The following is a 13,070-nucleotide window of genomic DNA, read 5'->3' on the forward strand; positions in this document are numbered from 1 at the left end:
ATTGGGGCAGTTAAAATTGAGTTTGGTTATTTATTTTTTAATTAGATTTTTCATATTTTGGACAAATGCATAGAATTTAGGTAATTTGTTATTTGGTTTTTACCTAAAGGAAATCATTATAAACCTGGCACATTGTGTCAGGTTTTTTTAGTTTAAATGGGCTTGTATGACTTATATGGTTCAAAAACATATAAAAAAAACTTACCTCCTTAGTTTCTTTGTACCTCTGAACCTTTTTCACTACTTTTGCACAAAATTAATTAAATAGACATTCATGTTAACAGTCAATAATTTATCGGTACAATTTGGCAAACGAATTTTGTTTGACGAAGTAAATACAACTTTCACTCACGGAAATATTTATGGAGTTATCGGAGCCAATGGTGCAGGGAAATCAACTTTTCTTAAAATAATTTCAGGCGAAATGGATCCTACTTCGGGACATATCCATTTAGAGCCAGGAAAACGTATGTCGGTTTTAAACCAAAACCACAATATGTTTGATGAGCATACAGTTCTTGAAACCGTAATTATGGGGAACAAGGTATTGTACGCTGTTAAGAAAGAAATGGATGAACTTTATTTAGACTATAACGATAAAAACGCAGACAGAATAGGGGAGTTACAAGTTCAATTTGAAGAAATGAACGGATGGAACGCTGATTCTGATGCTGCTTCGATGTTGTCTAATTTAGGTATTGCAGAAGAGCACCATTATACATTAATGGGAGATCTAGAGGGTAAAATTAAAGTTCGTGTCCTTTTGGCACAAGCCTTATTTGGTAATCCAGATTTACTTATCATGGATGAGCCTACCAACGATTTGGATTTTGAAACAATCGCTTGGTTAGAAACATTTCTTGCAAACTATGAAAATACAGTAATTGTTGTATCGCATGACCGTCACTTTTTAGATTCGGTTTGTACACACATTTCAGATATTGATTTTAGTAAAATCAACCATTATTCAGGTAACTATACGTTTTGGTATGAGTCTAGCCAATTAGCTGCAAAACAACGTGCACAACAAAACAAGAAAGCCGAAGAAAAGAAACAAGAATTAGAAGAATTTATTCGTCGTTTTAGTGCCAACGTTGCTAAGTCTAAACAAGCAACTTCTCGTAAAAAAATGATTAGTAAGCTTAATATTTCAGAGATTAAGCCTTCTAGCCGTCGTTATCCAGCGATCATTTTTGATCAAGATCGTGAGGCAGGAGATCAAATTTTAAATGTCGAGAATTTAAGCGCTTCGATAGATGGAGATCTTTTATTTAAAGGAGTAGATTTGAATATGGCAAAAGGAGACAAAATTGTTTTGTTTTCTAAAGATTCACGTGCAACTACCGCTTTCTATGAAATCTTAAACAATAATAAAGCTGCCGATTCTGGTACTTTTGATTGGGGTATTACTACAAATCAAGCGTATTTACCAGCTGAGAATCATTCTTTCTTTGAAAATGATTTGAGCTTAGTTGATTGGTTACGTCAATATGCTAAAACTGAAGAAGAACGTGATGAAGTTTTTATTAGAGGATTCTTAGGGAAAATGATTTTCTCAGGAGAAGAAGCTTTAAAAACAAGTAGAGTATTGTCAGGAGGAGAAAAAGTACGTTGTATGTTATCTCGAATGATGATGGAAAGAGCTAATGTATTGATGCTAGATGAACCAACAAATCACTTAGATTTGGAGTCGATTACAGCATTTAATAACTCATTAAAAAACTTTAAAGGCTCTGTAATTTTTACAACTCATGATCATGAGTTTGCACAAACTGTTGGTAATAGAGTAGTAGAGCTTACGCCAAATGGTGTTATCGATCGTTATATGACATTTGATGAATACCTAGATGATGAAAAAGTTCAAGAATTAAGAGTGAAAATGTATTCTTAATACTTAAAAGATATCTTTTAAAAATCCCATTTGCTTAGTTTGTAGCAAATGGGATTTTTTTATTATTTCTTTCCGAGGATTTTACTAATTATGAAAATTATTAAAACGATTATTGCAATTACGGCAAAAGCACCCACTCCCATTCCTGCTTTAAAAATTCCTGCTATGGCTTCACAACTGGTAAATGAAAAAGATACTATTAAAGCGACTAGTATTGTAGTTAATTTAATTTTCATGATTTTATGTTTTTAAATTAATAAAAAAAGACAATCGTTATTATGGTATTGTGAAATTAAGAAAAAAAACAAATGAGATGTTATAGAATTTCTCTAAAATGTTTTATTATTCTATTTTTAGTATTTGTTAAAATAGATGATAATAATTGAAAATTAAGTTGTTAGGTTACGTAATAATTGAGGATTTTGATTATAGATTTTAGAGGAATAAAATTATATTTGAGTCTATTTACTATACTAAAACCCTTAAAAGAATATGTCAGAAAATGCCTTTAGTTTAAAATCTCCTCGAATAGAAGTGATAGATGCATTACGTGGTTTAGCCATTATGGCGATAATGTTGCTCCATAATTTAGAACATTTTGATTTCTATTATTTACCCGAATATTTACCTGAACCAATTAAAGTATTGGATAAGATTATCTGGGATACTTTGTTTTTTATTTTTGCAGGAAAATCGTATGCCATTTTTTCACTACTCTTTGGGTTTAGTTTCTTTATTCAATATGATAATCAGCGTAAAAAAGGAAACGATTTTAGATGGAGGTACGTTTGGAGACTCGCTATATTATTTGTTTTTGGATTAGTGAATACAATCTTTTTTTCTGGAGATATATTAATGATGTATGCCGTTTTAGGATTGCTATTAATTCCAGTTTGTAACCTGAAAACCAAATATGTATTGATAATTGCTACTTTCTTGTTATTGCTTCCGATGGAATGGTTTAATTTATTTAATATTCTTTATAATCCAGATTATGTTTTGCCACTCAATTTATCAAATGCTTATTATGGAAATATGCATACTTATTTTAGCGGAAATTCATTTATAGATCATTCAGTTGGAAATCTATCAATCGGGAGATGGGCTTCGATATTTTGGTCATGGGAAAATGGAAGGTTTTTTCAGGCTCCTGCTTTGTTTATGTTCGGAATGATTGCTGGAAGGAAACAACTTTTTGTAGCCTCAGCTGCTAGTATTGCATTTTGGAAAAAAGCGTCGCAATATGCAATTCTATTATTTATTCCCTTTTTTGCATTCAAGACCTATTTGCCAGAACTAATCGCAAATAAAGATTTAGTAAATAGTCTGCTGATTATTTTTACCTCTTGGTCAAATGTAACTTTTATGGTTGTTTTAGTAAGCTCATTTGTGTTGTTGTACCAAAAAGAAGCAGTGAATAAAGTTTTAATTAAACTAATCCCTTTTGGAAAAATGAGTCTGACAAGTTATTTCTCTCAATCAATTTTGGGATCTTTTATTTACTACCGTTATGGTTTAGGACTTTATGAATATACAGGAGCAACCTTCAGTTTATTAATAGGTATCGTTTTATTTTTATTACAATTAGGATTCTGTACCTGGTGGCTCAAAACGCATAAGCAAGGCCCATTAGAAGCGTTGTGGCACAAGCTGACTTGGATTTCTTTTGGAAAAGAAAAAAAGGCAGTTGTAGCATAATGTGCTGTGACTGTATAAAGACATAAAGTATGCGAACTTTCTATTATTGGTTATTGAGTATATTTTTATGGATTTTTTATTTCTAATTGTTACCTTTGAGTTATGAGCACAATAACAAACCCATATCACATAGGGCGAAAAATTAGCCGTATTCGTGAACTGAAAGACATGAAGCAAGAAGCATTAGCGCAGGCTTTAGGAACTAATCAGCAAGCTGTTTCAATTATAGAAAACAGTGAGGCTATAGGAGAAGAAAAATTAATAGAAATAGCTAAAGCTTTAGGAGTAACTCCAGAAGCAATTAAGAACTTCTCTGATGAAGGCGTTTTTAATTATTTCAATAATTTTAATGATAATAGTATAAATCAAGGCCTTATAGGTACTAATAATATTTGTAATTTTAATCCATTAGATAAATTAATGGATGCTGTTGATGAAAATAAAAAATTATACGAGCGTTTATTAGAAGCTGAAAAAGATAAAGTAACTTATTTAGAGAATTTACTAAAAGAGAAATAAGAGTTGCAATATTAGAAATAGTGTAAAAAAGGAAGCTTAATTTGCTTCCTTTTTTTATGTTTTATAGTTTTCATGTATTAAGAAATCTAATGTTGCTTACAAAAGGATTGTAGTTTGGCTTAGTGTTATTTTAAATTTTATTAATTTCAAAAGCTTGGTTTTTATTTCTAATTATTACCTTTGAGTTATGAGCACAATAACAAACCCATATCACATAGGGCGAAAAATTAGCCGTATTCGTGAACTGAAAGACATGAAGCAAGAAGCATTAGCGCAGGCTTTAGGAACTAATCAGCAAGCTGTTTCAATTATAGAAAACAGTGAAACTATAGGAGAAGAAAAATTAATAGAAATAGCTAAAGCTTTAGGAGTAACTCCAGAAGCAATTAAGAATTTCTCTGATGAAGGCGTTTTTAATTATTTCAATAATTTTAGCGATAATAGCACGAATCAAGGACCGATAGGTGCTCACAATATTTGTAATTTTAATCCATTAGACAAATTAGTTGAGTCTTACGATGAGAATAAAAAACTGTACGAACGTTTATTAGAAGCTGAAAAAGACAAGGTAACTTATTTAGAGAATTTACTAAAAGAGAAATAAGAGTTGTAGAATTTTAAAACTTATTGTTTTGATAATTTTTGGTTTATTGAATTCAAAAATATTTTTTAAAAAAGGAAGCTTAATTGCTTCCTTTTTTTTTAATTGTCCGCCTGTGATTTTTATTTAAGGTTTGAAAATTTCAGGTATATGTAAAAAATAATCTCTATCGTTGTGTATTTGAGTGTTTGGATTTTTAGATGCTTTTCATTTTTTCTTGTATTCTTTCAATTTGATGTAAGTGACGGATGATATGATTGATGAGAAATTGAAAAGTATCGCCTAATTTAAGCTTTAATAATTTTGAAATAGAGATTGGTATTTTTACTTTATTTAAGCTAATATTTTTTGATTGGTCCAATAATGCTAATAATTCAATTTGTTGATTAATAAATTTATCAATAACACTTTTGTCAAGTTTCGAGTTTAACGGGTTTTTGTCCTTAAAAGTTTTCATTTTGTTTAGCTTTTCTTTTGGTAACATGCTTTTGGTAAAGTAACTTCCTAGAACTCCGCTTTTGAAATGATTTTCTGGTTTGGTCTTTGAGTTTTTTATTTTGCTTTCTATTTGTGGTATATAAAAATCACTGTATAAATTTAGATGTTCTAAACATTCTAAAATGTTCCATGAAGCTGGGGTTTCTTTCCATTTCAAGATTTGTAAATCATTAGTTTTTAGTTCTTCAACCTGATTAATGATTTGTCTTGTTTGTTCAGTAAGTGATTGTATTAATTTTTCTGATTGCATAGTTTTAAGCTTTTGTGCAAAACTCCAAAAAGTATTTTTATAAAATATTGATTGAAATCAATACTTTTTTAATCGTGATAAGGTTTCAGGACTCATTCTTAAATAATTGGCAATAAGTCTATTTGGGATTTCCTGAAAAAGTCGCGGACTTCTCTTTAGGACTCTCTCATATCTTTTTTTTGGTGAATTTGTCAAAATATCAATTTCACGTTCCATTTGTTGAACAGTTAAGTTTTCTAGAATTCCAATCCATAAATTTCTGTTAGCTTCAATTTTTAAAAAGGGCTCTATTTGTTGTTTAGTGATAACTTTTATTACAGATTTTTTAATTGCTTGAATAAACAAATCAGAAGGTTTGTTTGTTAAAAAAGAGTCAAGAGAAATGATTAAGTTCTCTTTATAACCAAATCGAATGGTATGTTCTTCGTTGTCATCTAAAACAAAAATTCGTAAGCTTCCGCTTTCTATAAAATAGATGTTAGTATCAATACTACCCTTTACTTTGAGGAATTCGTTTCTATTAATAGTTATTGTTTTCTCAGAAAGTTCGATTATTTCTTTCATTGTATGATGTAATGATTGCTATATTTGTAGATAACCTTATTTTATATCTTGTTAAAAAGCAAGTTAATGTTTTTTCTAAATATAATATTAAATCAAAATAATTCATGAAGACTAAGATTTAATTTTTGCTATAATAAAATGTTATAACTCCAGGAACTATTTCAAAACCTCTCAAATCACCCTCAAAATCAAAAAATAATATTTCTCACTCGAACACCCCAACAAATAAAATCTGATTTTGTATATTTGCCCAACCAAACACTACACTTTACTATGAGTCAAAAAGTATTACTTAATTCAAAAGAAGTTACTATCATATTGCATCGTTTGGCCTGTCAATTGATAGAAAAGCATCTTGATTTTTCAGATACGATTTTGGTAGGAATACAGCCTAGAGGTGTCTACCTGGCAGAACGATTGAAAGAATTATTAGAAAAAGAATACAATACACCCGAGATTACGTTGGGTTATTTGGACATTACTTTTTTTAGAGATGATTTTCGAAGAACAGATAAACCATTAGAAGCTAATAAAACCCAAATCAATTTTATTGTAGAAGATAAAAAAGTCATTTTTATAGATGATGTTTTATTTACAGGACGAAGTATTCGATCGGCATTAACAGCCATTCAATCTTTTGGACGACCTGCAGAAATTGAATTATTGGTGTTAATAGACAGGCGTTTTAGCCGACATTTACCAATACAACCAGATTATCGTGGCAGACAAGTAGATGCTATCAATAACGAGAAAGTGATTGTGAGTTGGAAAGAAAATGATGGTGAAGATGTTGTTTATTTGATAACTAGTTAAACAAACAGATTCATTAAAAGTCACCCATTCAAAAATAATAATCGTAAAAGAAAATGAAAGAATTAAGCGTAAATCACTTGTTAGGAATTAAATATATCAATGAAGATGATATTAACCTAATTTTTGAAACTGCCGATCATTTTAAGGAAGTTATTAATAGACCAATTAAAAAAGTTCCTACTTTAAGAGATATTACGATTGCCAATATATTTTTCGAAAATAGTACAAGAACAAAGCTTTCATTCGAACTAGCCCAAAAAAGATTATCAGCCGATGTTATTAGTTTTTCTGCTGCCCAATCATCGGTTAAAAAAGGAGAAACGCTTATTGATACAGTAAACAACATCCTTTCAATGAAAGTTGATATGGTTGTTATGCGTCATGCCAATCCCGGAGCTGCTTATTTTTTATCTAAAAATGTAAAGGCTAGTATTGTAAACGCAGGTGATGGAGCACACGAACACCCAACTCAAGCATTATTAGATAGCTATTCGATTAGAGAAAAACTAGGTGATGTTTCAGGAAAGAAAGTAGTTATTGTTGGAGATATTTTACACTCAAGAGTGGCATTATCTAATATTTATGCTTTAAAAATGCAAGGAGCCGAAGTAAAAGTATGTGGGCCAAAAACATTAATTCCTAGATATATTGAATCGCTTGGAGTTACAGTTGAACCAAATTTACGTAAAGCTTTAGAATGGTGTGATGTTGCTAATATGCTTCGTGTACAAAACGAAAGAATGGATGTAAACTTTTTTCCTTCAACAAGAGAATATTCACAACAATATGGCGTTGATAAAGCATTGCTGGACTCTCTCAATAAAGAGATTGTAATTATGCACCCAGGACCAATAAATAGAGGAGTAGAGATAACATCAGAAGTAGCTGACTCAGAACATTCAGTTATTTTAAATCAAGTCGAAAATGGAGTAGCTGTTCGTATGGCAGTTATCTATCTTTTGGCTTCAAAAATTCAATAAGTTCTAAAAAAGAAACACCTTCGTTATTCCATATATTTATTTGGAATAAATGAAAGTATAGCAATTGAAAAAATGAAAGTAGATCAAAAAGGACATACTACAATAATTAAAGATACTCAAGGAGATTTCAATTCTTTTTTGGATAAAATCACGAGCCAGTTTAAGACTTACGAGAAGCACAATATTATTATCGATTTGTTAGCTCATAAAGATTTAACTATAAGTGATATTAAATTATTGTTGCCTCTTTCTAAGCAACAAAAAAAAGCTAAAAAATCTTTTATCATTGTAGTTTCAGATATTGACTATAATGCAGTTCCAAATGCTTTAGTTGTTGTTCCTTCTGTTTTAGAGGCACATGATATTATTGAAATGGATGAAATCGAAAGAGATTTAGGATTCTGAAAATTGGATAATTTCGACTGTTTAATCGATTTATTTTGATGCTTTAATCTTAAACGATTAACCGATTTGCCAAATAAACGAATAAACAAACATAAAATTGAAATTAACAATATTAGGCTGTTATGCCGCAACCCCAAGAACACTTACCAATCCAACTTCGCAGGTATTAGAAATAAAAAATAGATTGTTTCTTATAGATTGTGGAGAAGGAACTCAGGTACAATTGCGTAAAAACAAAGTGAAATTTTCTAAAATTAATCATGTTTTTATTTCGCATTTACATGGAGATCATTTTTTCGGACTCATCGGATTAATATCTACATTCAGCCTTTTGGGCAGAACTACAGATTTACATATTCATGGACCAAAAGGAATTAAAGAAATCATTTTGCTTCAGCTAAAACTATCTAGTTCGTGGACAAATTATGGTTTGTTTTTTCATGAGTTGAAATCAGATGAAAGTGAAATTGTTTTTGAAGACCAAAAGGTTATTGTAAGGACTATACCATTAAAGCACCGTGTATATACCAACGGGTTTTTATTTCAAGAGAAATTAAGTGAAAGAAAACTTGATATCGATGCAGTTCAACATTATAATATTGATACTTGTTACTTTCAGAAAATTAAAAATGGAGGAGATATAACTTTGGATGATGGAACAATCATTGCAAACGAAAAACTATCATCTGATCCTTTGCCTCCCAAAAGTTATGCATTTTGTTCTGATACAGTATATCATGAGGCTGTAATTCCTATTATAGAAAATGTTGATGTCTTGTATCATGAAAGCACCTTTTTACAATCTGAAGAAAGCCTAGCATTAAAAACATTACATTCAACTGCAAAAGAAGCGGCTACAATTGCTTTAAAAGCCAATGCTAAACAACTGGTTCTAGGACATTACTCTACTAGATATGAAAGTATTGAATTGTTTAAAGAAGAAGCAGAAACTGTCTTTCCGAACGTCCTATTGGCAGATGATGGAAGAAGTTTTGAATTTTAAAATTGGTAAGGCTCAGTGATTATGAGTTACAATAATTTTTCAGCTTATAACAATCTAAAAATTAATTTTCCAGCGTTTAAAACCCAACAAACTAATTAAGACTAACAATCTAAGAAATCTAAGAAAATGAATGATTTAAGTAATTATAGAAAATCCTACGAGAAAAGTGAATTACTAGAAACCACAATTCCAGAAGATCCTATTAATCTTTTTAATAGATGGTTTCATGAGGTAGAAGATTTTGGTGGCGTTGATGAAGTAAATGCAATGACTGTTTCTACCATAGGTTTGGATGGTTTTCCTAAATCGAGAGTGGTGTTATTGAAGAAATTCTCAGAAGAAGGTTTTATTTTTTACACTAATTATAATTCTGAAAAAGGGAAAGCGATACAGAATAATCCACACGTTTGTTTGTCTTTTTTTTGGCCAAATTCAGAACGTCAGGTAATAATAAAAGGTATTGCTACAAAGACAGCTGAGGCAGTCTCTGATGGATATTTTGATACAAGACCAGACGGAAGCAAACTAGGCGCGATTGTATCTAATCAGAGTGAGGTTATTCCGTCACGCACTTTTTTAGAAGAAAATTTAAAAGCTTTAGAGAAAGAATTTGAAGGAAAAGCAATTCCTAGACCTAAACATTGGGGAGGATTTCTTGTTACTCCAGTTGAGGTTGAGTTTTGGCAGGGTAGGCCAAATCGTTTACATGATAGAATTCGGTATGTTACGCAAGCGGATTATTCATGGAAGATTGAGAGGCTTTCGTCTTAAAAGTAAGAAAATTACTTTTTTAAAGTAATTTATAATGTAGTTCATCGATTTTTTTTGGTATTTCAGCGATAAAAGATGTAGATTTAAATAATAAAAAGAAACAAATTTTATAAAATACCATTTTTAAAAAGGAGTTTGCCCCACAATCTACTTTAAACTTAAACTGCTGATATCATGAAACTAAAAAATCATATCCTATCGCTATTGATAATAGTGTTCACAATGAATTCTTGTGCTTCTGATTCAGTTGATTCTGTTTCTAACAAAGAATTAAGTGTTTCTTCTGCAGTTGTTACTGACTATACTTATGATCAGTCTGAACTTGAGACAATGAAATTGATTAATGAATATAGAGTTAGTATCGGATTAAATGAACTAAAAGCAATTAATCATATCTCTTTTAAATCAGACGAGCATAATGCTTATATGATTACTAATAAAGTTGTAAATCATGATGATTTTGTAGCTCGTTCAGAAAATATTATCAAAGTTTTAGGTGCAATTAAAGTTTCTGAGAATGTAGCTTATAATTATAATACACCCGAAGCTGTATTAAAAGCATGGCTTGCAAGTGAAGGGCATAAACGTAATATCGAAGGAGATTTTACGAATTTTGGCTTAGCAATAAAAATTGATCCTGTAAATGGAAGAAAATATTATACTAATATTTTTGCAAAAATATAATTTGAATCTATTTTTTAGAATCTAAGAATAGATATTAAAGAGCCCTTTTTATGTTACTGGTTTATTTAAGTTGAGGTTATAGCCGTTATTAATTTAATAACGGCTATTTAATTTGTAGTGTAAGAGCTGTCTTTATTGACAGCTTTTTTTTGCTTCCTGAGATATGATAAATCAATATGTAAACCTGTGGGAGATAAAAATCGAATCAAACCGTTAACACAAAATAGGATAGTAGTAAGAAATGAGCAAAGAATCCTAAAGAAGAGTTAACACAATACAAATTTTTATAGAATCTGCATTACCCGTAATCTTGGTGCTCGACAGGTTTTGGTATTGATTTGTTGGCTAATGTTTTTTTGCTAAAAGTGTATTCAGTTAATCTTAAATAAATAAAAAGCCAGTGAAGTTAATTTCACTGGCTTTAGTTTTTTAATATGTCTTATTGTTTGTATTCTTATTATAAGGCAGTAATGATGAATTCACTTCGTCTATTCATTTGATGTTCTGCTTCGGTACATGGTACTCCATCTGAGCATCCATTTACTAATTGCGTTTCTCCATATCCTTTACCAGTTAACCTGTTTGGAGCAATGCCATTTTGAACAAGCCATTTTATGGTTGATTTTGCTCTTCTATCAGATAAAGCTTCATTGTATTTATGAGTTTGTCGACTATCAGTATGAGAACGAATGTCTAATTTCATAGTTGGGTGCTCTTTTAAAACATCTAAAATTTTCTCTAAATCTAATGCCGCTTCTCTACGAATGTTTGATTTATCCAAATCGAAGTAAATCATTTTTATACCAAAACATTTACCAAGATCATCTCCAATTGTTACTACGCATTCTGATTTTTCAAGAGCAATAGATAATTGAGTTCTTCCATTTTCTTTTAAAATAGTTACGTTTTGTTCCTTGGTCGTATATTTCTCTTTTTCTGCTCTTAGGTTGTATATTAGACCACATTCAACCGGAAAAGTATAATTTCCGTTTTGATCTGAATAGCCTGTGTTTATAATTTTAAAATTATTGTCGTACAATGTCAATTTTGCATTTGGTAATACTTCTCCTGTAGCCAAATCGGTTATGGTTCCGTATAATTCCTGAACACAAGCCAACCTTCTTGTTTCTATGAATTTATAAATATCGTCTGATCCTTCTCCTCCTTCTTTATTCGAAGTAAAGAATCCTCTTCGTGATTTGGTGTCTATTACATAAGCAAAATCATCTTGAGGGGAATTGATGTCAGATCCAACATTTTGGACATTACTAACTCCTTTATTGCTAAGTTTTCCAACAAAAACATCTAATCCACCAAGTCCAGGATGTCCATCGGAAGCAAAATAAATTTCGTTTTCATCAGTTATAAAAGGGAATGTTTCTTTTCCTTCGGTATTGATTCCAGGTCCTAAATTTTCTGGTGAACTAAATCCTCCATTGTTGTTAATAGATACTTTGTATATATCAGATTGTCCAAAAGTTCCAGGCATATCCGATGCAAAATAGAGTGTTTTTTCATCAGGACTTAGTGCCGGATGTGCTGTGCTGTAATTATCACTATTAAATGGAACTTCCATTATATTAGTCCATTGGTTATTTTCGTTTGTAGCTTTGTATATTTTTATTAAAGTAATTTTGTTTTCATCTTTTCCTTTTTTGCCATCAATATAATTGTTTCTTGTAAAATAAACAGTCTTTCCATCTTTTGTGAAAACAGGTGTAGATTCATGAAATTTTGAATTTATTTTTGATTTAAATTTTTTGGGAGCACTTAGATTAAAATCTTGATCAATATCCGACTCGTAAAGATTTGTAAAATATTCACCAGTCCATTTATGTTTGCGTTGACCTAAACTTCCTGTATCTCTTGCAGAGGCAAAAACAATTTTGTTTTGGTAAAAAGCAGTACCATAATCTGAGTATTTACTGTTGATACCTGCATTTTCAATTTTATAGCGCCCAGAGTTTAATTTGATCTGTTCAAGGTAATTTTTATCTTCTTCATAAAGTTTAGCTCTAGTATCTTTATTTGATTTTTGATTAAACAAATCTAGTATTTGATTGGCTTTTTTTATGTCACCAGCAGATTTTAATGATTGTGCGTATCGATAATAATATTCTGGTTCTACTTCGGTATTCATAGCAAATAATTCGCCATACCATCTTGAGGCTTTGTCAAATTCGGAGTTGAAATAATAAGAATTACCTAGTTTCTTAAACATATCTTCCGATTTGTATCCTTTTTCTGCAACGCGTTCATAAGTTTTAATGGCATCTATATAAGCATAGTTGTCATATTTCTTGTCACCAGCTGCAATCTTGCCTTGTTGTGAATAACTGTTTGTTGAAAAAACACTTATTATTGTTATGAAGAGGATTGTGAAATTTTTCATA

The 13,070-nt window shown here is 30.6% G+C and carries 14 protein-coding genes; 10 read left to right on the forward strand and 4 right to left on the reverse strand.

Features of this window, described 5'->3' with window-relative positions; translation table 11 throughout:
* The first annotated feature begins 274 nt into the window (after positions 1-274).
* Positions 275-1,891 carry an ABC-F family ATP-binding cassette domain-containing protein gene (locus QWY99_RS06545; protein ID WP_290262932.1) on the forward strand — a complete coding sequence of 539 codons (1,617 nt, stop codon included), beginning with the start codon at positions 275-277 and terminating at the stop codon, positions 1,889-1,891.
* Between the two features lie 62 nt (positions 1,892-1,953).
* Here the strand turns inward: QWY99_RS06545 and QWY99_RS06550 are convergent, their stop codons facing one another.
* A complete protein-coding gene (locus tag QWY99_RS06550) occupies positions 1,954-2,127 on the reverse strand; it encodes a hypothetical protein (protein WP_290262934.1) in 174 nt (57 codons plus the stop codon).
* Between the two features lie 256 nt (positions 2,128-2,383).
* Here QWY99_RS06550 and QWY99_RS06555 point away from each other — a divergent pair, with 256 nt between their 5' ends.
* The 3 genes from QWY99_RS06555 to QWY99_RS06565 all read left to right on the forward strand — a co-directional run bounded on the left by QWY99_RS06555 (position 2,384) and on the right by QWY99_RS06565 (position 4,712).
* A complete protein-coding gene (locus tag QWY99_RS06555; RefSeq protein ID WP_290262937.1) occupies positions 2,384-3,589 on the forward strand; it encodes a DUF418 domain-containing protein in 1,206 nt (401 codons plus the stop codon).
* A gap of 102 nt (positions 3,590-3,691) precedes the next feature.
* Complete coding sequence (locus QWY99_RS06560; RefSeq protein ID WP_290262938.1) at positions 3,692-4,108, forward strand: helix-turn-helix domain-containing protein; 417 nt, start codon at positions 3,692-3,694, stop codon at positions 4,106-4,108.
* A 187-nt stretch (positions 4,109-4,295) separates the two neighbouring features.
* Positions 4,296-4,712, forward strand: coding sequence for a helix-turn-helix domain-containing protein (locus QWY99_RS06565; RefSeq protein WP_290262940.1), 417 nt, complete (start codon positions 4,296-4,298; stop codon positions 4,710-4,712).
* A gap of 193 nt (positions 4,713-4,905) precedes the next feature.
* Here the strand turns inward: QWY99_RS06565 and QWY99_RS06570 are convergent, their stop codons facing one another.
* Positions 4,906-5,457 carry a DinB family protein gene (locus QWY99_RS06570; RefSeq protein WP_290262942.1) on the reverse strand — a complete coding sequence of 184 codons (552 nt, stop codon included), beginning with the start codon at positions 5,455-5,457 and terminating at the stop codon, positions 4,906-4,908.
* A 57-nt stretch (positions 5,458-5,514) separates the two neighbouring features.
* Entirely contained in the window at positions 5,515-6,021 is a 507-nt protein-coding gene (locus tag QWY99_RS06575) for a Crp/Fnr family transcriptional regulator (protein ID WP_290262944.1), read from the reverse strand.
* A 273-nt stretch (positions 6,022-6,294) separates the two neighbouring features.
* On the opposite strand from QWY99_RS06575, the gene pyrR reads away from it, so the two are divergent.
* From pyrR to QWY99_RS06605, 6 genes are all read left to right on the forward strand, one after another.
* Positions 6,295-6,834: a bifunctional pyr operon transcriptional regulator/uracil phosphoribosyltransferase PyrR gene (gene pyrR / locus QWY99_RS06580; protein WP_229987494.1), complete on the forward strand. Its 540-nt coding sequence runs from the start codon at positions 6,295-6,297 to the stop codon at positions 6,832-6,834.
* Positions 6,835-6,887: 53 nt separating this feature from the next.
* Positions 6,888-7,814 (forward strand): aspartate carbamoyltransferase catalytic subunit, encoded by a 927-nt coding sequence (locus tag QWY99_RS06585; protein WP_290262951.1) that lies wholly within the window; start codon positions 6,888-6,890, stop codon positions 7,812-7,814.
* Between the two features lie 72 nt (positions 7,815-7,886).
* Complete coding sequence (locus tag QWY99_RS06590; protein ID WP_290262953.1) at positions 7,887-8,219, forward strand: ribonuclease Z; 333 nt, start codon at positions 7,887-7,889, stop codon at positions 8,217-8,219.
* Between the two features lie 97 nt (positions 8,220-8,316).
* Positions 8,317-9,222, forward strand: coding sequence for a ribonuclease Z (locus QWY99_RS06595; protein WP_290262955.1), 906 nt, complete (start codon positions 8,317-8,319; stop codon positions 9,220-9,222).
* 126 nt (positions 9,223-9,348) lie between these two features.
* Positions 9,349-9,993 carry a pyridoxamine 5'-phosphate oxidase gene (pdxH, locus tag QWY99_RS06600; RefSeq protein WP_290262957.1) on the forward strand — a complete coding sequence of 215 codons (645 nt, stop codon included), beginning with the start codon at positions 9,349-9,351 and terminating at the stop codon, positions 9,991-9,993.
* A gap of 174 nt (positions 9,994-10,167) precedes the next feature.
* Positions 10,168-10,677, forward strand: coding sequence for a CAP domain-containing protein (locus tag QWY99_RS06605; protein ID WP_290262959.1), 510 nt, complete (start codon positions 10,168-10,170; stop codon positions 10,675-10,677).
* A gap of 457 nt (positions 10,678-11,134) precedes the next feature.
* On the opposite strand, the gene QWY99_RS06610 is transcribed toward QWY99_RS06605, so the two are convergent.
* The gene (locus QWY99_RS06610) at positions 11,135-13,069 is read right to left on the reverse strand and encodes an OmpA family protein (RefSeq protein ID WP_290262961.1); all 1,935 of its coding nucleotides are present in this window, start codon (positions 13,067-13,069) and stop codon (positions 11,135-11,137) included.
* Between the last annotated feature and the right edge of the window lies 1 nt (position 13,070).

This window comes from Flavobacterium branchiarum (assembly GCF_030409845.1).
Classification (GTDB): Bacteria; Bacteroidota; Bacteroidia; order Flavobacteriales; family Flavobacteriaceae; genus Flavobacterium; species Flavobacterium branchiarum.

What these genes read in the sequence shown, in the direction of transcription:
- QWY99_RS06610 (WP_290262961.1), bottom strand. Translation starts at nt 13,069, where the DNA reads ATGAAAAATTTCACAATCCTCTTCATAACAATAATAAGTGTTTTTTCA.
- QWY99_RS06585 (WP_290262951.1), top strand. Translation starts at nt 6,888, where the DNA reads ATGAAAGAATTAAGCGTAAATCACTTGTTAGGAATTAAATATATCAAT.
- QWY99_RS06555 (WP_290262937.1), top strand. Translation starts at nt 2,384, where the DNA reads ATGTCAGAAAATGCCTTTAGTTTAAAATCTCCTCGAATAGAAGTGATA.
- pyrR (WP_229987494.1), top strand. Translation starts at nt 6,295, where the DNA reads ATGAGTCAAAAAGTATTACTTAATTCAAAAGAAGTTACTATCATATTG.
- QWY99_RS06570 (WP_290262942.1), bottom strand. Translation starts at nt 5,457, where the DNA reads ATGCAATCAGAAAAATTAATACAATCACTTACTGAACAAACAAGACAA.
- QWY99_RS06550 (WP_290262934.1), bottom strand. Translation starts at nt 2,127, where the DNA reads ATGAAAATTAAATTAACTACAATACTAGTCGCTTTAATAGTATCTTTT.
- QWY99_RS06575 (WP_290262944.1), bottom strand. Translation starts at nt 6,021, where the DNA reads ATGAAAGAAATAATCGAACTTTCTGAGAAAACAATAACTATTAATAGA.
- QWY99_RS06605 (WP_290262959.1), top strand. Translation starts at nt 10,168, where the DNA reads ATGAAACTAAAAAATCATATCCTATCGCTATTGATAATAGTGTTCACA.
- QWY99_RS06565 (WP_290262940.1), top strand. Translation starts at nt 4,296, where the DNA reads ATGAGCACAATAACAAACCCATATCACATAGGGCGAAAAATTAGCCGT.
- pdxH (WP_290262957.1), top strand. Translation starts at nt 9,349, where the DNA reads ATGAATGATTTAAGTAATTATAGAAAATCCTACGAGAAAAGTGAATTA.
- QWY99_RS06560 (WP_290262938.1), top strand. Translation starts at nt 3,692, where the DNA reads ATGAGCACAATAACAAACCCATATCACATAGGGCGAAAAATTAGCCGT.
- QWY99_RS06545 (WP_290262932.1), top strand. Translation starts at nt 275, where the DNA reads ATGTTAACAGTCAATAATTTATCGGTACAATTTGGCAAACGAATTTTG.
- QWY99_RS06590 (WP_290262953.1), top strand. Translation starts at nt 7,887, where the DNA reads ATGAAAGTAGATCAAAAAGGACATACTACAATAATTAAAGATACTCAA.